Annotated in this window: 17 protein-coding genes; 14 read left to right on the top strand and 3 right to left on the bottom strand. The window is 45.0% G+C overall.

Annotated features, from left to right (window positions below; translation table 11 throughout):
• The first annotated feature begins 15 nt into the window (after nucleotides 1–15).
• The 9 genes from AC1S8V_RS22375 (at nucleotide 16) to AC1S8V_RS22335 (ending at nucleotide 11,305) form a co-directional block, all read left to right on the top strand.
• Nucleotides 16–867 (top strand): 3-hydroxyacyl-CoA dehydrogenase family protein, encoded by an 852-nt coding sequence (locus AC1S8V_RS22375; RefSeq protein ID WP_482070820.1) that lies wholly within the window; start codon nucleotides 16–18, stop codon nucleotides 865–867.
• 35 nt (nucleotides 868–902) lie between these two features.
• Nucleotides 903–1,136: an acyl carrier protein gene (locus AC1S8V_RS22370; protein WP_017686948.1), complete on the top strand. Its 234-nt coding sequence runs from the start codon at nucleotides 903–905 to the stop codon at nucleotides 1,134–1,136.
• A 58-nt stretch (nucleotides 1,137–1,194) separates the two neighbouring features.
• On the top strand, nucleotides 1,195–2,265 hold the full coding sequence (locus tag AC1S8V_RS22365; protein WP_482070819.1) for an HAD-IIIC family phosphatase: 1,071 nt from the start codon (nucleotides 1,195–1,197) through the stop codon (nucleotides 2,263–2,265).
• Nucleotides 2,266–2,295: 30 nt separating this feature from the next.
• Nucleotides 2,296–3,570 carry an ACP S-malonyltransferase gene (fabD, locus tag AC1S8V_RS22360; RefSeq protein WP_482070818.1) on the top strand — a complete coding sequence of 425 codons (1,275 nt, stop codon included), beginning with the start codon at nucleotides 2,296–2,298 and terminating at the stop codon, nucleotides 3,568–3,570.
• A gap of 86 nt (nucleotides 3,571–3,656) precedes the next feature.
• Nucleotides 3,657–4,637: an ABC transporter ATP-binding protein gene (locus AC1S8V_RS22355; RefSeq protein WP_482070817.1), complete on the top strand. Its 981-nt coding sequence runs from the start codon at nucleotides 3,657–3,659 to the stop codon at nucleotides 4,635–4,637.
• Nucleotides 4,634–5,506: an ABC transporter permease gene (locus AC1S8V_RS22350; protein ID WP_482070816.1), complete on the top strand. Its 873-nt coding sequence runs from the start codon at nucleotides 4,634–4,636 to the stop codon at nucleotides 5,504–5,506. The genes AC1S8V_RS22355 and AC1S8V_RS22350 overlap by 4 nt, the downstream gene beginning before the upstream one ends.
• A 37-nt stretch (nucleotides 5,507–5,543) precedes the next feature.
• Nucleotides 5,544–9,230, top strand: a complete 3,687-nt coding sequence (locus tag AC1S8V_RS22345; protein WP_482070815.1) for an amino acid adenylation domain-containing protein — start codon at nucleotides 5,544–5,546, stop codon at nucleotides 9,228–9,230.
• A complete protein-coding gene (locus AC1S8V_RS22340; protein WP_482070814.1) occupies nucleotides 9,223–10,248 on the top strand; it encodes a hypothetical protein in 1,026 nt (341 codons plus the stop codon). The genes AC1S8V_RS22345 and AC1S8V_RS22340 overlap by 8 nt, the downstream gene beginning before the upstream one ends.
• A gap of 229 nt (nucleotides 10,249–10,477) precedes the next feature.
• Nucleotides 10,478–11,305: a sugar phosphate isomerase/epimerase family protein gene (locus tag AC1S8V_RS22335; RefSeq protein ID WP_482070813.1), complete on the top strand. Its 828-nt coding sequence runs from the start codon at nucleotides 10,478–10,480 to the stop codon at nucleotides 11,303–11,305.
• Between the two features lie 70 nt (nucleotides 11,306–11,375).
• On the opposite strand, the gene AC1S8V_RS22330 is transcribed toward AC1S8V_RS22335, so the two are convergent.
• Nucleotides 11,376–12,254: an SDR family NAD(P)-dependent oxidoreductase gene (locus AC1S8V_RS22330; RefSeq protein ID WP_482070812.1), complete on the bottom strand. Its 879-nt coding sequence runs from the start codon at nucleotides 12,252–12,254 to the stop codon at nucleotides 11,376–11,378.
• 136 nt (nucleotides 12,255–12,390) lie between these two features.
• On the opposite strand from AC1S8V_RS22330, the gene AC1S8V_RS22325 reads away from it, so the two are divergent.
• Nucleotides 12,391–12,852, top strand: a complete 462-nt coding sequence (locus AC1S8V_RS22325; protein WP_482070811.1) for a MarR family winged helix-turn-helix transcriptional regulator — start codon at nucleotides 12,391–12,393, stop codon at nucleotides 12,850–12,852.
• Between the two features lie 492 nt (nucleotides 12,853–13,344).
• On the opposite strand, the gene AC1S8V_RS22320 is transcribed toward AC1S8V_RS22325, so the two are convergent.
• Together AC1S8V_RS22320 and AC1S8V_RS22315 are read right to left on the bottom strand one after the other, a co-directional pair.
• Complete coding sequence (locus AC1S8V_RS22320) at nucleotides 13,345–13,812, bottom strand: hypothetical protein (protein WP_482070810.1); 468 nt, start codon at nucleotides 13,810–13,812, stop codon at nucleotides 13,345–13,347.
• Nucleotides 13,813–13,904: 92 nt separating this feature from the next.
• Nucleotides 13,905–14,300, bottom strand: coding sequence for a hypothetical protein (locus tag AC1S8V_RS22315; protein WP_482070809.1), 396 nt, complete (start codon nucleotides 14,298–14,300; stop codon nucleotides 13,905–13,907).
• Between the two features lie 609 nt (nucleotides 14,301–14,909).
• Here AC1S8V_RS22315 and AC1S8V_RS22310 point away from each other — a divergent pair.
• The 4 genes from AC1S8V_RS22310 (at nucleotide 14,910) to AC1S8V_RS22295 (ending at nucleotide 20,718) form a co-directional block, all read left to right on the top strand.
• Nucleotides 14,910–18,449: an S-layer homology domain-containing protein gene (locus tag AC1S8V_RS22310; protein ID WP_482070808.1), complete on the top strand. Its 3,540-nt coding sequence runs from the start codon at nucleotides 14,910–14,912 to the stop codon at nucleotides 18,447–18,449.
• 215 nt (nucleotides 18,450–18,664) lie between these two features.
• A complete protein-coding gene (locus tag AC1S8V_RS22305; RefSeq protein ID WP_482070807.1) occupies nucleotides 18,665–19,612 on the top strand; it encodes a helix-turn-helix transcriptional regulator in 948 nt (315 codons plus the stop codon).
• 66 nt (nucleotides 19,613–19,678) lie between these two features.
• A complete protein-coding gene (locus AC1S8V_RS22300; RefSeq protein WP_482070806.1) occupies nucleotides 19,679–20,215 on the top strand; it encodes a DinB family protein in 537 nt (178 codons plus the stop codon).
• Between the two features lie 26 nt (nucleotides 20,216–20,241).
• On the top strand, nucleotides 20,242–20,718 hold the full coding sequence (locus AC1S8V_RS22295; protein ID WP_482070805.1) for an EVE domain-containing protein: 477 nt from the start codon (nucleotides 20,242–20,244) through the stop codon (nucleotides 20,716–20,718).
• Nucleotides 20,719–20,750: the final 32 nt, after the last annotated feature.

The following is a 20,750-nucleotide window of genomic DNA, read 5'->3' as shown; positions in this document are numbered from 1 at the left end:
GGGGCGTTGATAGGAATGAAGGTTGGTGTTATCGGAGCAGGTGTCATGGGAAAAGGGGTTGCGCAGAGCCTTGCCCAGTCCCGGCACAACGTGGTTTTGATCGACGTGAGTGATGAAGTTTTGGATCAGGCGAGAACAGCCTTGTTTACTAATATCCGATTTTCGGGATTCTACAACAAGGATACCGAGGCCGAAGAACCGGAAACTGTGCTCTCGCGTGTGGAGTTTACGACACATTATGATTCGCTGAGCGATGCTGATTTTATTATTGAGAACGTGCCTGAGCAATGGGATGTGAAAAAAGAGGTCTATGAACAGCTTGAAAACTATTGCCCCGATTCTTGTATTTATTTGGTCAATACATCATGCATTTCGATTACAAAAGTTGGTTCCATCACCAGACGACCTGACAAGGTCATCGGTGTACATTTTATGAATCCGGTCCCGTTAAAGCCCGTAGTCGAAGCTATTCAGGGTTATCACACTTCGGATACAACGATTGAAGCGACCAGATCTCTGCTCCATACCATGGGCAAAGAAGCCATACTGGTACAAGATCTTCCCGGTTTTGTATCTAACCGAATATCCCATCTGCTCATGAATGAAGCTGCCTTTGTCGTTCAGGATCAGGTAGCTTCACCGGAAGAGGTTGATGACATATTCGTCAAATGTTTTGGACATAAGATGGGTCCACTTCACACAGCGGATTTGATTGGTTTGGATACTGTAGTTCATTCATTAGATGTACTCTATGAGAGTTATCAGGACCCGAAATACAGAGTATGTCCCTTGCTTCGCAAGATGGTGGATGCCGGATTGTTAGGAGCAAAAAGTGGTCAAGGTTTCTTTGAGCACGTGATTCTGTAAGTGTATCCACTATAAATTATACGAGGTGACTGTGCATGGAGTCCAAAGTCAAAGTAAAAACATTTCTGAGTCGTTTCTATCGCAAACGTGAAATTCAGGATGATGAGGATATTTTTGAATTGGGTTTTGCCAATTCCCTGTTTGCAATGCAGATGGTGATGTTTCTGGAGAAAGAATTCAACATTCGGATTGAGACCCAGGATATGGATCTGAGCAACTTCCGTACGTTGAACAAGATTAATGAACTGATTGAACGAAAGACAGCATAGACTGCCTGACGGTCTTGAAGCAATCGTTTTGAACAATATGCCAAGGAGGGGTTCAGGTATGGGTGATCCATCGGTAAATTCGGTAATGGACAAGCAAAAGCAAGAGAAGGTGAAGCTGGTCGTCTGGGATCTGGATAATACAATCTGGGAAGGTGTCCTTCTGGAAGATGAGAATGTTGTCTTGAGAGAGGGAGTTATTGATGTGATCCGGACACTGGACGAGCGTGGGGTTCTGCAATCGATCGCCAGTAAAAATGACCATCAGACAGCGATGGAGAAGCTTGAGGAATTCGGAATTCATGAATATTTCCTATACCCCCAGATTCACTGGAATTCCAAGTCGAGCTCCATTCAATCCATCATAACTTCCATTAATATCGGAGCGAATACGGTTGCTTTTGTGGATGATCAGATGTTTGAGCTGGAAGAGGTACAGTTTGAACATGCTGAAGTTCGATGCATAGATGCTGCCCAGTACCTGGACATTCCCGACATGGAGATGATGAATCCCCGTTTTATTACGGAGGACTCCAGACTTCGCCGTTTAATGTACAAAAGCGATGAGATCCGTAATAAGGCGGAAGAGGAATTCACAGGTCCCAAAGATGACTTTCTGGCTTCACTTGGCATGATATTTACGATTTCTCCTCTCAAGGGAGATGATCTGCAGCGTGCAGAAGAGTTGACGGTGCGGACTCATCAGCTGAACACCACAGGGTATACCTATTCCTATGAAGATCTGGAACAACTCAGTCAATCTCCTAATCACAAACTTCTCATTACAGGACTGGAAGACAAGTATGGAGCATATGGGAAAATTGGACTCGCTTTGCTTGAGCTGGAAGAGGAATACTGGACGGTGAAGCTGCTGCTGATGTCTTGCCGTGTAATGTCGCGAGGTGTAGGCACGATTCTCATGAATTATATCCTGGAACAGGCGAAAGAAGCCGGGGTAAAGATACGGGCTGAATTCAAAATGACCGATCGTAATCGGATGATGTATCTGACCTATAAATTTGGCGGATTCAAAGAAATCCATCAGGAAGAGGACCTTGTCATTTTTGAACACGACATGAGCTATATTCAGAAAATTCCTTCATATGTGGAACTGAACATTATTAATAATTAATACACCAACCCTATTAATGGAGGTTACGACATGGAAAAAATAGCACTGCTGTTTCCGGGACAAGGTTCTCAGTATGTAGGTATGGGAAAGAGTTTCTATGATCAATATAGCATTGCCAAGCAAACGTACGAGGAAGCGAGTGACGTTGCAGGTGTGGATCTGGCAAAACTATGTTTTGAAGGAAGTCTATCTGAACTGAATCAGAATGAGAACATGCAACCTGCTCTTCTGGCAACGAATGTAGCGGCTTTCAGAGTGTATATGGAAGAAGTGGGGATTCGACCACAATTTTGTGCAGGTCACAGTATGGGTGAATATTCGGCGTTGGTATGTTCAGGCGCCATGACATTTTCCGATGCTGTTCGAATCACCAAATTGCGCGGTGCGATGATGCAGATTCATATTGATCGGGGCACAGGATCAATGACCATTATGGACGGTATTGGCGCATCCATCGTGGAGCAACTCTGTGAACAATACAGCGGCGAGCAGGGTGTAGCTGTGGTCTCCTGTTATAATTCGCCAACACAAGCTGCCGTATCCGGTCATCAATACGTACTGGAGGAGATCGAAGCAGCCGTATTGGATGCCGATGGTCAGGTTACTCCACTGATGTCCAGTGCACCCATTCATAGTTCGCTGATGGCGGAAGATGCGGAACAGCTCGGCCAAGAACTGGCAAAGTATTCGTACAATATGTTCAAATGGCCGGTACTGTCCAATGTTACAGGTCAACCTTATGGCGATGTGGAGCGAATTCCGGGATTGCTGACAGATCAGATGGTCAAACCTGTTCAATGGACACGGATTCTTCAATATCTCGAGCGTTTCGGTGTCACACTTGCCATCGAAATGGGACCCAAAAATGTATTGAACAAATTGACCCAAACGAACTGTCCTGATATCAATTCGCTCTGCTTTGGCGAAAAAGCGGAACGTCAGAAACTGATCAGCATGTTTCAATCGGATGGCAAGAAGAAAAAAGGGGTACCCACAGTCATAACTAAATGTTTAGCAATTGCAGTGGCAACGCCGAACCAGAATTGGGATGAAGCGGAGTATCAACAAGGTGTTGTTCAGCGTTACAAACGAATCCAGGCAATTCAGGAGCAGGTTGAAAATGCGGGGGACAAGCCCTCAAAAGAGCAAATGGTAGAAGCGTTGGAACTGCTCAAGGGCATCTTTGAAACCAAAAAGTTACCTGTTAAAGAAAGAAATCAGTGGATGAATCATATCATTGATGATACTGGACATCACTACGAACTGGCGGAGTATCTGGTACACGAAGCTGTCAGCGTAAAATGATTACATTAGGGGCGAATGCGCTGTTATAGCGTATTTGCCCTCCAATGAATTCAGCAATACAGGTAATACATAAAAGGGGGAGAACGATGAGAGTACTATCTGCTGAGAACGTCACCAAGTCCTATGGTAAACACCTGGCACTAAATAATATGTCCTTTGAACTTCGCAAGGGTGAGATCCATACGATTCTGGGGACCAACGGTTCAGGTAAAACGACCTTCATTAAAGTACTGGCGACCCTGCTGACCAAGGACTCCGGGATTGTCAATATCGGCGGCTACGATTTGGATACCGATGCGAACATCATCAGGAGACTAATCGGATATGTGGGTCAAGATACCGAACGCTCTGCCTATGCGAGATTAACTGTTCGAGAGAACTTGATATTCTTTGGAAGACTTACCGGACTTAGCAAGCAAGAGATTTCAAACCAGATTGACAAATTAAGTGCGTATCTGGATTTCTCGGAACATCTGAACAAGCAATTTATGCAATTATCGGGAGGCCAAAAGCAAACCGTTGTCATTATGCGAGCCTTGCTGCATGATCCTGAAGTGATATATCTGGATGAACCGACCAAGGGCCTGGACCCCGTGATCTCCAGACGTGTACGTGAATTCATTAAAAGTTATGTTCGGGATGAGGGGAAATCCATTATTCTGACCTCTCACATTCTGACTGAGGTAGAGGACATGACGGACCGGGTGTCCCTGATGCGCAAAGGAACGCTCCTTAAAACAGGTACAATTGCCGAACTAAAATCCAATCTGGGCGCAGTCGAATTCATCGACATTCCCAGAGCAGACTTGCCCCCTTCCATTCAGGAGCGAATCACTGCTCTGCCGGAGGTAGCTTCCACAATTATTCGTGAGGAGGAAGACATGGTTTCCTTCGGAATCACGAACCTGTACGACGGGATGGGCGCGGTTATTAGTGAATTAAAAGAAGGAAATATCCATACGACCATTCAGCATAGACAACTAACACTTGAAGATTTGTTTGTTCAGCTCTATGTGAAGTCTGATGAGAATTTAGAGTACACATTGGCAGGAGGCAGAGAACAGTGAGTATCGAATACGCTAAAACCGGGGCAGGTCAGGAAACGCTAAAGCTGCAAGCGATAGGTAAACCTACCGGATTTTTCACCGTCGTGTGGGCAACAACCGTGAAGGAATTGCAGATTGCTGTAAGGTATCTGCCAAACTTCTTCGGTAACTTCTTGCAACTGGGTCTGAGGGTACTCTTTTTCCTGCTGATGTCTACGTTTGTTGTATACGAGGGAGAGAATGTGCTTCAAGGAGATAACCTGTTTATCTTTTACCTGGGTGCAATACTTGTATGGCTGTTCTACGGAGTAGCGTTAAACGCTCCGCTCGGTGCCGTGACGAATGATCTCCATAACGGCACATTGGAGTATCTGTACTGCAATCCAATCTCTCGTTATGCGTATTATGTTGGAACGGTTGTAGCCAGTGCATTAATGAATGTCATCGTATTCATACCGATGTATATTCTGCTTGTTCTGTACGCAGGTCTCAACTTTGCTGAATCCATGATGATTCTATTTACCTGTCTTGTGGTCATCGTTGCATTAATGGCGCTTGGTGTCATGATTGCTCTACTGGGGATTCTGTACCGCCAGGTCTCATCCATTGTGGGTATTTTGTTTATCATGTTTGAATTTGTAGCAGGTGCTTATTTCCCAGTGGACCAGTTTCCTGCAGTCGTTCGTTGGATCGCATATCTCCTGCCTTATACCTGGGGGTATGATATGGTACGTTATTACAGTTTCAAAACAGATTGGGTGCCCCTTGCACCGATCTGGATGGAATGGTGCATCCTCATCTTTTTTGCCATTTCGTATACAATCATCTCAATCGTTATGCTGCGCAAGGTAGAAAAGATGGCAAAGAAAAAAGGTCTCAACCTAATCTGATTATTCTTGATCCCAAAGAGAATGGGAGGCGTGCTAATTGTCAGCAGAGCCAGGTGCATTCATGCAAAATTTGCTATTATCGAGCCGAAAGTTCGAAGAGGAGAAGCAATATTGGCTAAACCATCTCTCGGGGGACCTTCAATTCAGCATGTTCCCTAGTGAAAAAACGAGGGGAACATGGGGTGAGCAAGTGTTTGAGGAGATGCAACTTGCATTTCCTCAACCTGTTTCAGAACAAGTCTTTCGCATTTCCGGGAACACCGAAGCAGGGGCATTTATTCTTCTTCTGGCAGGTGTCACATACGTGTTACACCGTTATCTGGACAATGACGATATAACTGTAGGTATTCCCGCTTCGTCTGGTGCAGCAAATTCAAGTCAACTACGTGCTATTCGCATCAATTTTGGTGAAGAGTGTTCTTTTAAGGAGCTTGTTCTTCAGCTCAGGACCCTTGTGGGTACAGCCAAAAAGTTTAACCATCTTTCGCTGGAGAAAATTCTTGAATTGCTTGGTCATGAGGGGACAGACTTGCCAAGGGTGGCCACTGTGGTTCGAATGGACAATATGCAGGAGAATCTACAGGAAACAGGCCCCCTGGCCGATATGGTGTTTTCACTTCAAATGTCTAAAGTGGGGCTGGCGTTACGCATGAATTACAATGCCGCATTATATTCTCCAGCAACCATTGAACAGATTGTAGACCATGTGATGCGTGTGCTCTCGACGTGTACAGCCCATCCAGATGAGGGATTACATCATATAAAGATGCTCTCGCTCAAGGAAGACCAGGTTATTCAACATCTGAATGATACGGAGATACGTTTTCCTAAAGCTCGTTCAATCATCCAGATGATCCAGTCTTGGTCTGCACAACAGCCGGATATTCCCGCAGTGGTCTGCGGAGATAATATTCTTACCTATCGAAACTTGGATTGCAAATCAGATCAACTTGCGAAATACCTGTTAGCTCAGGGAGTAAGATCAGGTGCCGTTGTAGGAATTCTGTTAACCCGATCGGAAGACATGCTCTTGGCTATGCTGGGTGTACTTAAGGCGGGGGCTGCTTACATGCCGATGGACCCCGCATATGCAAATAATCGTTTGCAGTTCATGCTGGAGGATAGCCAGGCTGCAATTTTGCTAACTAAGCCCGATCTGATCGGCTCACTCATATATACAGGGGAAATAATCGATATTTCTCGCTTGGAAGAATGGAATGACCAACATATCTCTTTGCCAGTTGTTTCGTCGGAGCAGTTGGCTTATTTGATATATACTTCCGGATCTACAGGCAGGCCAAAAGGGGTCATGATTGAACATCTGGCACTAAGAAACTTTGTGGAAGGTGTATCCCGCAGCATTTCTTTTGAAGCTGGCAAACGAATTCTCGCCCTCACAACATTCTCCTTTGATATCTTTGTACTGGAAACGCTTGGGGCACTCGCTAACGGGTTAACACTGATAATGGCGGTAGAGGAGGATCAGTTAAGTCCAAGCCGTATTGCGCATCTAATTGTTACTCACAACATTGAATTAATACAAATAACTCCTTCTCGACTGCGAATGCTTCAGATTGGGCTTACCGTAGATTCTCCCGTATGGAGCATGATTCAAATATTGATGATCGGAGGGGAGGCTCTACCGTATGCCTTGTATGAGGAGATCACAGGGATGACCTCTGCCCGCATCTACAATATGTATGGTCCCACAGAAACAACAATATGGTCGAGCATTAAGGAACTTTCACCTACCTCGACAATTACGATTGGTCATCCGATTGCCAATACCCGTATTTATATTCTGGATAAGAGGCATCGACATATGCCAACCGGAGCAACGGGAGAGTTATGCATCGCGGGAGATGGCGTAGCCAGAGGTTATTGGAATAGGCCTGAGCTTACGGGTGAGAGGTTTGTCAGAGATCCTTTTTATGAGGGTGCTTATATGTATAAAACGGGAGATCTCGCACGACTCCATGCAAATGGAGAGCTGGAGTATCTGGGTCGTTCCGATTTTCAGGTGAAGGTACGCGGTTATCGGATTGAACTTGGGGAGATCGAGAACCGGTTGCTTCAGTATCCGGCTATCTCGGCTGCTGCGGTCACAGTTCGGTCAGATCAGGATGGGCAGTCCCTGTTATGTGCCTATTACACAGTAATTGAGAGCCAAAGTATCAATCAGGAGCAATTGCGATCTTTTTTGCTGACAGAGTTGCCTGAATATATGCTGCCCTCCAGATACACCATGTTGGATCATATGCCATATACGGCCAATGGGAAGTTGGACCGAAAAGCTCTTCCCGATCCCTTGCTCTTACAGGGAGAAGGGACGGATATTACACTTCCACGCAATGCATTAGAGCAGTTGCTCGCCGAATTGTGGTCGGATCTGTTGCAATTGAAAGAGATTGACGTTCATGCCCGCTTCTTCGAAATTGGAGGGCATTCTCTTAATGTCATCAAACTTGAGGCCGATATGGAGAGGCAGAGTATTCCGCTTACTGCTGATGAAGTGATGCGGCATGAGACTATTGCATCACTGGCTGAAGTGCTTCGAAACAAGGGGTATGAAGCGGATGAGTATAACTCTGAAAAAGAGATACTTCTTGAAGAGCAGGATATGCCAGAGACAGATGGTGCAATGGAGCAATTTACGGAGGAGGTCGGGGCAACGGCGGAAGCGGATCATCTTATATTACATCATTCCCATAGGCCAATAGTTATCATCGCAGGAATAGAGCCGTTTAATGATGTATTTTATAAAAACTGCTTCTATAATTCACTCTTTCCCGTATTGAACTTTTATTCTATTGGTGTACTGCCTGTGATGATCAACGACCGAATGCACTATAGATTCGATGAACATCAGGGCATACTCCGATTAGAGTATCAAGCTGTATTATCAGATGACCAGTTAATTGAGCGTATGGGTTTAGCCTATGAAACAAAAAACTACTGTGAGGATGTACGAAAAGATATTATGGAGGCAGTTAATTTGAACCGCCCAGTAATTATCCGAGTGGATTGTTATTACGAGTCCATGCGCAAAGACATGTATTTACGTACCCACTGGCCTCATTCCTTATTAATCTATGGGTATGATCTCCAGCGGCAAGTGTTCCATGTAATAGAACATGATCACCGGGACAATCTCACGTATCAACCGATGGAGATGCCTATGAATGATATTGTACAAGCTTACGAAGGATTCGTACGGCTTTTCATGGAGGCAGAAGAAGTACCCACGTTCTACGCATTTTCAGCTTGTGAAACTGCCTCACACAAAAGAAACAACATCATGCTGGGAGAACTGCGTGACATGTTTATTGATCATGTGTGCGTTACACCGGGAGAGATTAATCAGGAACTGAGTCATCTTCTGTCCTTCATACAGAAGACGTATCAGTTCAATGAAGAAGAAAATTCACCTGATATGGCCTATGCTGAACTTGTTCTACAATCCATTGTAGACATTGTGAATGCCAAAAAGGTCGAAACCTATCGTATGCAACGGTTATATGAACATCATACCGATCTTGTTTCTGCTGCTCAGGCAATACAAGATCATTGGAGTGAGTTACGTAACGTGCTGGCGAAGGCGGTATATCGAGAGAATATGACACATAATCAGTGGAGAAAATTCACAAGCAAGCTGGAAGCCATTCATGAACTGGAGAAGCATCACTTAATAAATTGCTCAGGATTGGAGATCAGTCATGATTAAAAAATTGCAAGTGAACGAGCCTTTAATGACTACCTACCCACATCACGCGAGTCTCTTTTCCATGCTGGATTTGGACAAGCGTTCACGTAGCTGGATTTATCATAATTTTCTATTGGTCATCCTGCATCACAATGATGAAGGGGGCTACGGATTGGACGTCTGTTCACAATATTATCCTTGGCACAAATTCAAAATGTCGACATGCCCTATGTTGATTACAAGGGTGTACGATAGAGATATGATTTTAAAACAGTGGGAACTGCAAGATTTTATAGAGGAACTAATTCAAAAGAATAATTATATTTATTTCCTGAGAAATATTCCTGGCGGAGGTAAGCATGAGGTATTCATCTCTGGATTCGATTCGGATCGTAAAGAGTTTCTGTGCCATGATTTTTGGGATGGATTCTACGGTGAGAAATGGCTTCCCTATGATGAGATCACTGTTATTCAAGATTCCAATTTCGATGCTGAATGGTCTACAGATTACCTAAACGGAATATGGGCCATTGAAAAGACAGATGAGTATAAGGAACCCAGTGAATATTATTATGAAACGGTTCTCCAGTTTTCCAAAGAGGATCTAATGAATATTTTGAAAGAATACGTAGGAGAGACTAATCAGGTTCGAAGTATTCTGAGAAAGGATAACCGTTATCTTGGAAGTGAAATATACGATAAGATGATTGATATGCTGGGGATGCAGAAGGAAGGGATGCAAAATCAGCCGTTTGCTGTACATCCTTTTCACCTGCTCTACGAACATAAACAACTGCTTGCTCAATCCATACTTGATTTTCTCCCCGATCCTTCGATAAAAATAAGGTTAGAAGAGCTGGTTAGCGAAGCTTTGAAACTCCGTAATCTGGTCATGTATATGAATCAATTTATCATGGAGCAGGGTGTATACAAAAAGTACAATACCATGCTTGATAAAATCACGGAGTTGAAAACGATGGAATTGGAAATGATGAAACAGGTACTTGAATACGAATATCAATCACAGTTGGGCCAATAATTAAATACTAGGTATAACCGATAAGATAGATCCATTCATTTAATTTTTGAATGGGTCTATTGTTGTTCAACGATAAATTTGAGGCTTCATGAATGGGACATTATGGTTTCTTTTTGAGAGAGTACTGTTATTATAAAATTATACCTGTTTAAACCCAGGTGTTGGTTAAGGGGGACAGGAAAGGGTTGGACAAGCTGTAATTCCAGACGAGTCACAGGAGGAGATTGGGATGATTAGAGGGTTAACGAATGCGGGACTGGGAAACATCGAGTCTGATGAACAATATATCACAGATGCGGCCAAGCACGGATTTGGATCTGTAGATTTGAATCCGCTCTCATTGATTCAAACGTATGGCAAGGAACAGGCACAACATCTACTAGAGAGTAATCAGGTGATCATCGGTTCATCGGGTCTGACGGTGGAGTGGCGGACAACAGATGAACAATTTCGTGAGGGATTGCAATCGTTGGTCGCTATGGCCGAAGCTTCTGCTTCGCTGGACTGTTACAGCTGTTGCACGTATATCTTACCCTCAACGGATCAACCGGCAGCGCAATTTATGGCGGCGGCTACGAAACGCTTGAGACTCTGTGCTGATATCTTGGGCGCTTATGGCATTCGATTGGGGCTGGAGTTTGTTGGCTGCCATCACTTGCGGACGCAATGGAAGAATCCGTTTATCTGGCGTGTGGAGGATACCCTGGACTGGATCGAGACCATCCATGCGCCCAATGTAGGCCTGCTCGTAGATTCCTATCACTGGCATACGAATGGTCTACCGATGGAAGATCTGTTGAAGCTGAAGAAAGAACAGGTTGTTCATGTTCATATTAATGATGCCTATGATCTACCCGTTGAAGAATTGCTGGATTATGAGCGTTTGTACCCCGGCGAAGGGGTCATTGATCTGGGTGGGTTTCTGAAAAATCTGCAGGCGATTGGCTACAATGGTGTGGTGGCTCAGGAAGTCTTGGCACCAGCATCGAATCTAGGTTCCAGTGAGTTGTTCGCCAAGTCGAAAGCAGGTTTCGACAAGGTATTTGCAACAATCTAAGTTACTGAAAAAAGGAGGGGTTGTTCCTAGCTGTGTTTATGGCTTATGGAACACCCCTGTTCTTTTTCGATTAATCTAAGAAGCCGCATTCTTTCATCAGTTGTGTCGTAACCACCCACAGTCTGTTTTGCATGGCCTCATCTCCGCCAGGATGTATAGGAACAATAGATGCTCCAGTTCCCACATTGAAATATCCTCCCGAAACCTCGCCATATTTCGGTTCCACAGCCAACCGAGTTATGATATCCGCACCCCGGCGCGGGTCGCCGATGTGCAAAAAGGTTAACATGCGTTCAAGCACACTTGCAAACCATAGCTCTCGTCCAAGACCTGTTACATTAAAGCCAGGATTCAAGGCATTTACGTGAATTCCGGCTCCGCGCCATTGTCTGGCTAGTTCACCAGTAAACATAATATTGAGCAGTTTGGTTTTGCCATAGATTGGAGAGGAACCGCGTGCAGTAAAAGGAGTAATATCTGTTAAGTCATCTGGCAACACCAGTGTGCCGTGATTCCGCGAAGCTTCAGATGCAACATTGACGACACGGGCATGGCCCGACTGAATCAGGGAAGATTGCAATGTGTGCGTTAACAGCCAAGGTGCCAAATAGTTGACGGCAATCATCTCGGCATATCCTTCGGACGTGACTCTCTGTTCAAAAGCATGAAGTCCCGCATTATTCAAAAGTACGTCTATCCGCGGGTAAGCGGCTGCAATTTCAAGCCCAACACGTTTTACATCATTCAGTAAGGACAAGTCTCCATAGAAAAATTCGATTTTGGCAGAAGGCATGATTTCCTTGATTTTGTACCTGGTAACCTCCGCACGTTCCTTGCTTCGGGCTGTGAGTATAAGATGTGCCCCGCGTTTGGCGAGTTCCATGGCTACAAGCTGCCCTAAACCGCTTGTTGCTCCGGTAATTACAATAATGGGATGTTTAGTTTTCATGTGTAGATCTCCTTTTGACACGAATAGATTCGAAATTATATAATGGACATAAATCAACTATAAATATTAATTGATATTTGTCAACTATATTTCAGGAAATCTACTTTCATGTATCGGGGAGAGGGAGTTAACAATAATGAGTGAAAATCCAGTCAAAACCAAAGATAGAGCAACCCTGGAGCTAGCGCTGGGTGAGCAGATTCATGCACTGATCAGTGCTTCGCATGCGCTTAACGTTCGATCTGCCGAGCGTTTTGATGCGAACCTGCAACCTGCCGCTTTTCACCTGGTTCGCTGGCTCTACTCCTATGGCCCAACAAGCGCCGCTGCTTTGGCAGAAGCGACTGCAATGGACCGTAGCTCGGTCAGCCGATTAATCAAACAACTCGAAAAGTCGGGATATGTTAGCAAAGAGCCAGACCCCGAAGATCGGCGCGGGGTATTGCTGTCTCTTACTGAACTTGGTCAACAATCGACGATCGGTGCGCTCAAGGAGAAGGAATCAGCTTTTTATGACCGTATATCCAGATGGGATGATAAGGAACTGGAGCGTTTCACCGTCATGCTACGGCAGTTTAACGGATTGGAAGAAAAGTGAGAGGAACAATAGTGTGGATTGTATTCGATACACGAACCATAGGACATGTCACTATTGAGCGAGGTAGACTATAAATTCATAGCAAAAGCGGACATCTGGTGATGTCCGCTCGTGAAGTTCCCAGATCATTTTATAGTTTCCAGGGAAGCTGTGGGATTTTATATCGGAAACCCTGATGGTTTCCTTTTCTCACATATATCCAAGGTGGTGGGACAGGGGTGCCTAGTGCTTTATACAAGACCGTTCCTTCATCGCTTGCGGAATATTCTTCAATACTACTTTGGATATCCTCCCAATGAACCTTACCTTGGTAAGACAGTGTCTGCCCTTGAACGATAACATGAGGTGCGCCTGAAATGATTCTCTGCGTTGTGTTTAGAACTCCAACCTTTCCTGAGGACAACATCATCAATTCGCTCATGAAAAGTATGATAATCAAAATGACTATGCTCACAATCCATCGCTTTTTTCTCATTTTGTGACCTCCACTACCTAGGGAATCATTTCCTCATAGTTAATGTCTTTTAATGACATAACCTCGTCAGAGATGGTATTGATTTTGACTGAATAGGGCTTAATAGCTTGAAGGAATTCATTAATGACTTTCTTGCGATCTTTATCAAAGACGGCAGATGTTATGTGATTCTCCTTTAATACGTTATCGTTCATTATGACTTGTTTAGAATAACTTACTGAATTACTATAATCGATTAGATGCGTGACCCCCGTGAATTTGCCACTAGTTATTGTACCTTTGGAGAATTCGGATGGTTTAATCCCGATATATTTTTCAGAAGAACCGTGTTTCTTTTTATAATTGATAATCGTGTCAAAAAAGTCCTTATCCCCGGTTAACTTTTCGTTGAAATAATCATTTTTGAGAGCAATCGTAGTTGTATGATCAGTATATCCTAGTGAGACAGTATCTGAAGAGTGGATTGCGTAATATCCTTGAGACATCTTGCCCTGATTGAATGTTCCATCGTGAATGGTGTTGTTGTAACGGTCATGTACAGGGTAAACCTTGCCATCAGAAGTAAGATACTGTACTTCTAACCATTGCGTAATTTCTTTTCCTTTACCATGATATGTATCATTAATCCACGATCCGGTGTAGGTTTTGTAGTGAATTCACCTGTTCCATGGCCCATATTAGATTCATTGTAATCCTCAAAGGGGACACCTCCACCTTCAACTAATGTATATGTATACTTGCCTTTTCCTTGCCGCTTACCACTCACCCAATCTCCAGAGTAAACTTCGGTTTCTTCCCATCTCGCGGTTCCTTTACCATGAGGTTTCCCGTTTAAAACTTCACCATAGTACGTAGCTCCATCTGACAATTTTAAGTTTACTTTCTTCGATGCTGCTTCTGTTGGAGTATAGCTTGATAATAGTACAATGATAACGATGATCGTTAATCCCAAACCTAGATAGAATCTTCTCAAAAGTGTGCAACTCCTTCAATGTATAATGATCTTTGCGTTGTTAGCCATCTTCAACATTATCGGTTTATGTATCGTATTTTTCCAGTTTAAATATAAAGTGGAGATAGGTCGGATTTCACAAACAACACACCTCCATTTCACAAAAGTAAAGATGTAAAGGCTGATACAAAATCCCGCTGAATCCAAAGTACCTGCGGCTTCAGGGCGTATTATGCCTGTAGTTCGTGGGTGCTTTTTTTCTATACTCAGCGTATACGTAACCCTGATATTTTTACAAAACCCACTATTTACTCCGCTTCATCATTCCTCCTACGCCAGTTCTCCTCCTAATGATCCACAGCAGTGGTGGAACTTTCCTGAATCGTGAACAATCTCTGAATTTTGTATCACCTTCTATTTGCAGCGTTATCCCTAGATTCACTATCCTAATTTGGAGCAGTACAGAGCATGACTCTGTTAGAAAAAGCTTGAGAAACCTTTAACGGAATATGAAAGAATGCAGGTATATGTAAAATTTTAAGTACATGCTTCCAGGCCGTTGACCCTGCCCCCGAAAGTCTCTTATATTTACTCCCGACACAACAACTCAGAACGGGTGGTGGGACGATTTTGTTCAATAATAAAGGCAAGAAAATGCTCGCTATGCTTACACTTATACCCTTGGCTACAGGGATGGTCATGGGAGCTTTCCCTGCTGCGATAACGTTTGCAGATGCAGGAGATAACACACCAACCAACAGCTCGACAACAGGTTCATGGCAAACGGGAGATTTGCATGTACATACGTTTGAGTCTGATGATGCACAGGTTTCACTGGAGGACGTACTCGATGCGGGTTTAACCAAATATGGGCTGGACTGGATCGCGCTTACGGATCATTTGCGGTTATCCAAGCGAGATCACAACGGCGTAGACATTCCAAATGGATCGATTCCGATGTCCCAAGGAATGAATGAATATCAGGTACCACAGATCAAGGCCCTTCAGGATGCAGGCAAATACGCAGGTAAAACAATCTTCTCCGGTTTCGAATGGGACATGCCTACACATGAACACGTTGGGGTGGGGATTCTTACGGATGAGCCAAACTCAACCGAAGCGCTGAATGCGGCTAAGGAATTCGAATACCGTTTCACGAATCGCGCAGCGAACTTGTTTAATGCGGCTGACGTAACGAAGTGGGATCAGAACGGAGTGCGTGCCTACACGACTCATCAGGATGCGCTAACCGCCATCAACTGGCTGGCAACGAACTATCCATCGACGAGTTATGCAATGATCAATCACCCTTCACGCGGCAAAAACAAATATACCATTGCGGACTTCCGTGAGTTCAACGATCTGGCTCCACAAGTGGTATTTGGTATCGAAGGCATGCTGGGTAACCAGATGGAACCGGATCGTGGAGGGTACAACACAAGCTACAATATAGCTAATCCGACCGCTGATGATGGATACAAATACCGCACATACGGCGGTGTAGACTATATGGTCGCCAAGGTTGGCGGACTATGGGATGCATTGCTTGGAGAAGGACGTCACTTCTGGAACTATGGCAATTCGGATTATCATTTCAAGACGATTGGCACGAATTCCAGTGGTTATTTTCCGGGCGAATATGCCAAGACTTATTCCTGGGTTGAGGGTACAGGCATGCAGGCTGTTCTGGATGGACTGCGTTCGGGGAAATCTTTTTCCGTATTCGGTGATCTGATCAACGCACTGGACTTCACAGCTTCCGGAGCGGGTGCTCAGGTTGAGATGGGCGGAGATCTGGGCGTGACCCAAGGCGATGAAGTTGAGCTGAAGATCCGCTTCAAGAGTCCAACGGCGAGCAACAACTATGAAAATCCAATCAACAGCGGCACGTCCGCTGGACAAGTACCTGTAGTGGATCACGTTGATCTCATCGCCGGGGACGTGACGGACAAGGCCCAGAAGGGTACAGCCGCATATAACAAAGACACCAACGACTCTACCAAAGTACTGGCTACCTTCACGTCCAACGATTGGACGACAGATGCCGAAGGCTATAATGTCATCACGTACAAGATCAAAGCCACAGACCAGGATCAGTATTTCCGCCTGCGCGGTACGAATCTGGGTATGAACGTGACAGGTGAGACTGTAAATGGTGAACCACAGCTTGATCCGAAAAATACGACAGCTGATGCAACGACCCGTTTTAATCAAATTAACGATAGCAACTATCGCGATCTGTGGTTCTACTCCAACCCAATCTTCATGAGTGCCGCACCTTACAGTGACGCACAGGCGGTAACCGATACGCTTCAAGCAATTGATCTGGGCGATCTGAACGCGGTCCATTCCGATCTCACCCTTCCTGTTGAAGGGAAGCATGGTGCAACGATTAGCTGGTCCAGCTCCAACCCGGAACTAATGAATAACGAGGGCAAGCTGCTAACGCAACCGGACAATAATGAGCGATTGGAACTGACGGCAACCGTGCAACGTGGCACGGAGTCACAACCCAAAACGTTCACTGTCATTGTGGAAGGCAAGAATAATCAGGCGCTGGTGTTAAAAAGCAACATGACAACCCCTGACGCCCAGCCGTATCACACGGATACATGGACGAACCAGTCCGTAACGGTTAGTGTAACCAGCGCAGTATACGCGCCTGCTACTTCCGCGATTATCGAGTTGTCCCGTGATGGAGGGCAGACGTACGAACCATATACAGAGAATACGCCTTTGGAGGTAACGGAGTCGGGAGAGCGCAACCTTTTATTCCGAGCAATAGACGATCTGGAACAAACGTATACTTTACCTCTGGTCATTAAAATAGACCGTGAGATTCCCGTCATCACCCTGCAAGGTAGCAGCCAGATGACGCTGAACGTGGGAGATACGTACAACGAGCCTGGAGCACAGGCTTCTGATAATGTCGGCATCCGTGGTTCCGTGCAGGTGGATGGCACGGTGAACACACAAGCAGCAGGGATCTACACCCTTCGGTATAACGTGAAGGATATCGCTGGTAATGCGGCACAGGAAGTTATCCGTACCGTGACTGTACAAGCCCGCTCAGGCAATGGTGGCGGGGGTTCAGGTGGAGGTAATGGAGGCAACTCTGGTGGGAATTCTGGAGGAAACACACCAAGTGTGCCAATAACGCCTACCGTTCCAACCACACCAACCAATCCGGAAACGGGGTCAGATTCATCCACTGTCGTGAAGGTAGAGGTGGAAGCGAATCAGCCGGTCCAAACGGGTTTGAAAGACATCGTGCAATTCAATGTTCCATCGGGAGCCATTGGTTCCAAGGATACGTTGCAAGTGTCTGTGGTTGCCAAGGACAAGTTGCAGAATACAGCTTCCCTGAATGTACTGGGACAAGCTGTACAGATCAGCCGCAGTGGCGGAAGAACGTTGAATGATCAGGCGGCATTGAGCCTGAATGTGGATTCGGCAGATCTGCCTAACGGTACCCAACCTGCAATCTACTATTATAATGAAGCTCGTCAGAGCTGGGTATTTATCGGTGGCAAGATGAATGCAGCAGGAAGCATAACGGCCAATGTTAATCATCTAGGTACATTCGTTGTGTCCAGTTACACACCGGTGAATCTGTCTGACCTGGATGGACACTGGGCTTCCGACTACGCAGAGCGCTTGTTGGGCATGAACGTGATTCAAGGTTACACAGATGGTACGTTCCAACCATCGAAGAAGATCACACGGGCAGAGTTTGTTACGTTGCTCAGTAAGGCGCTGGCAATGAAGTCCGTGGAGTCGGATCTGACATTTGCAGATCAAGGTAGTCTGCCAGACTGGGCCAAAGGTGATATTGCCGCAGCTGTGCAAGCCGGAATCGTGAACGGCTATGGTGATAACACATTCAAGCCCGATCGGACGATTACGCGTGCCGAGATGGCTGTCATGATGGCGAATGCGCTAAAAGTAAGTTCAGATGCACAAGCCGGAATGTCTGGGAATACATCCGTTAAACCAAGTTTCACCGATGCATCGCAGACGCCATCTTGGGCACAAGAAGCACTGGATGCAGCGGTGCAGGCCAAGATTGTGAGTGGATATACGGACCATACGGTTCGTGCAGGAAGTGAAACGACTCGAGCGGAAGCTGCGACGATGATCTATAATTTGTTGTTGGCCATGTACGTGTAAGGAGTAACGAATAGAATTAACCGTATATAAAGCAGATATAAAGCAGATAAAAAACTGATATCCTTTTGGGGTATCAGTTTTTTTGAGATTAAGACTTGCTCATCTTCGGGGGTGGTATGTAAGACGTTCCATTGATCTAATTCACGAAACGAAAGGGCAAGTTACTGTGATAGAATGAGTTAGGTTTGAGTGATGAAACGGTGGAGGCTTAGAAAATGAACAAAACGGAGCGGCAGCTTGCGATTACGCTTGAATTGCAGCGAAGAAAGATGTTAAGAGCAGAAGATTTAGCTGCTCAATTTGAGACAAGTGTACGTACGATATATCGAGATATTCAGGCCTTAAGTGAGGCCGGTGTTCCGATTATGGGTGCTCCGGGTCATGGGTATTCCCTCATGGAAGGATATTTTCTGCCCCCGGTAAGCTTCACCGCAGAAGAAGCCGTATCCCTGCTCATGGGAGCTGATTTTATCGAACAGAGATTGGATACAGAATACGCGATGGAGGCTAAGTCGGCTCAACGAAAAATTGAAGCGATTTTACCTGAATCCGTTCGTAACGAATCAACACGTGTACGGGAAACGATGCGACTGCTTCATACGGTTGAACCTTTAACCCGAGCACGGGTGAAAACATACCTTAACCAAATACGTAATGCCATTTTGGAGCAGCGTAAAATCAGCTTTATGTACCTGAAGCAAATGCCAGGAACAGATGGTAATCGATATAACATGCGTGAGGTTTCACCCTATGGACTCTCACTTGTTCAAGAGAATTGGGTGTTAATTGCACGTTGTGATATGCGACAAGACATTCGTCATTTTCGTTTGTCACGTATGACTGAACTTTGCGTGCTGGAGGATCAGTTCCTTTTGCCGCCGGATTTTGATCTAAACAGTTATCGACCTCCTGACGACCGTAACGAACCAATATTAATTCGGGCTAAACCCGAAATGGCTGACAAAATTATGGAGGCACTTCATTTTTATATGGATGCATTTGAGGAGCGGGAGGAAGGTGTCATTTTTCATTTTCGTGTCCGTTATCCAGAGGAAATCTTGCATTATTTACTTGGCTGGGGTGGAGATATCGAGGTCTTGGAGCCGGAGTCTTTACGCTTCCGAATGCAGGAAGTAGCCAGAAACATCTTAAAACACTACTGACATACACCTGTCAGTAGTGTTTTTTTATACTTTGATATATCACAGATAAATGGAGTTGATTGAAGGATGAGAAGTACAACGGAAGTATTGAAATCATTGGAAACGGCAGTAGAACGATATTTATCAGAACTGAAAAATTTGGATATGTCTAGCTTACTTAAAAAACAAAGTGAAGAGGAATGGTCCATTGGACAGATGTATGTACATTTGATTCAATCAGCGCTTTTCATGCATCTGCATAATATTGAGCAGTGTTTGAGCAGCAAGGATTCGACGTTAAACTTGGGGGAGGAAAAAACAGAACTGGGTAGACAAGTGTTTGAATTAGGACAATTCCCTCCCGTTCCCGTTAAAGTTCCTGCTTCCCCGCAGTACACTCCGCAACCACCCGAGAGCATGGAGTCCTTGATCGATGGGCTTCACGAGGTAGTGGAGCGGATGAGAAGTACGGCATCTGTTCTACACCAAGCGACCGTAAGCAACAAAATACTTCATCCAGCTCTTGGAGCTCTAAACGCTCAAGAGTGGTTTTTGTTGATAGAGATGCACTACAGACATCATTTTTTGCAATTGGATCGATTGATATCGAATCTGGAAATGTAATTGAGAGAAGGGGATGGGATGTATCCATGAAACCAAATCAGGACAGCAGATATTGGATTGGTGTTGTATCTGCTTCTCATGTGAGTGAAGCCGTAGAGGGAGGGTTTGCGCAGCTGTGCCATGGCAAGTCAGCACTGTTGCGACAGATGTCCGCGGGTGATTGGCTGATATACTATTCTCCACGTACAGACATATCAACAGGGAAGCCACTTCAGTCTTTTACCGCTATTGGTCAAATTACCGACGATAGGATATACCAGTATCAGATGTCGGAATCATTTGTACCCTTTCGCCGAGATCTCCGTTATCTTCCGTGTCGAGAAGTAAAGATCGCAACGTTGTTAGACCAACTCACTTTTACACGCGGGAATCGCAATTGGGGGTTTACGTTTCGTAAAGGTCACTTTGAGATTGGGGCTGAAGACTTCATGATGATAGCTTCCTCCATGTTGGAAGATGAGACACAGTCACTACTGAATAGTAGCTTGAGCCAGGAATGTTAACCAAACCAAAAGGCCCATAGACAGTCTATGGA

The sequence above is a fragment of the Paenibacillus sp. B46(2026) genome (assembly GCF_056786355.1).
The sequence above is the reverse complement of the archived record's forward strand: the minus strand, read 5'-3'. Positions and strand labels throughout refer to the sequence as shown.

Bases quoted from the DNA above. Each gene is read 5' to 3' on its own strand.
- AC1S8V_RS22375 (WP_482070820.1), top strand. From the start codon at position 16: ATGAAGGTTGGTGTTATCGGAGCAGGTGTCATGGGAAAAGGGGTTGCG.
- AC1S8V_RS22370 (WP_017686948.1), top strand. From the start codon at position 903: ATGGAGTCCAAAGTCAAAGTAAAAACATTTCTGAGTCGTTTCTATCGC.
- AC1S8V_RS22365 (WP_482070819.1), top strand. From the start codon at position 1,195: ATGGGTGATCCATCGGTAAATTCGGTAATGGACAAGCAAAAGCAAGAG.
- fabD (WP_482070818.1), top strand. From the start codon at position 2,296: ATGGAAAAAATAGCACTGCTGTTTCCGGGACAAGGTTCTCAGTATGTA.
- AC1S8V_RS22355 (WP_482070817.1), top strand. From the start codon at position 3,657: ATGAGAGTACTATCTGCTGAGAACGTCACCAAGTCCTATGGTAAACAC.
- AC1S8V_RS22340 (WP_482070814.1), top strand. From the start codon at position 9,223: ATGATTAAAAAATTGCAAGTGAACGAGCCTTTAATGACTACCTACCCA.
- AC1S8V_RS22335 (WP_482070813.1), top strand. From the start codon at position 10,478: ATGATTAGAGGGTTAACGAATGCGGGACTGGGAAACATCGAGTCTGAT.
- AC1S8V_RS22330 (WP_482070812.1), bottom strand. From the start codon at position 12,254: ATGAAAACTAAACATCCCATTATTGTAATTACCGGAGCAACAAGCGGT.
- AC1S8V_RS22325 (WP_482070811.1), top strand. From the start codon at position 12,391: ATGAGTGAAAATCCAGTCAAAACCAAAGATAGAGCAACCCTGGAGCTA.
- AC1S8V_RS22320 (WP_482070810.1), bottom strand. From the start codon at position 13,812: ATGTCTCAAGGATATTACGCAATCCACTCTTCAGATACTGTCTCACTA.
- AC1S8V_RS22305 (WP_482070807.1), top strand. From the start codon at position 18,665: ATGAACAAAACGGAGCGGCAGCTTGCGATTACGCTTGAATTGCAGCGA.
- AC1S8V_RS22300 (WP_482070806.1), top strand. From the start codon at position 19,679: ATGAGAAGTACAACGGAAGTATTGAAATCATTGGAAACGGCAGTAGAA.
- AC1S8V_RS22295 (WP_482070805.1), top strand. From the start codon at position 20,242: ATGAAACCAAATCAGGACAGCAGATATTGGATTGGTGTTGTATCTGCT.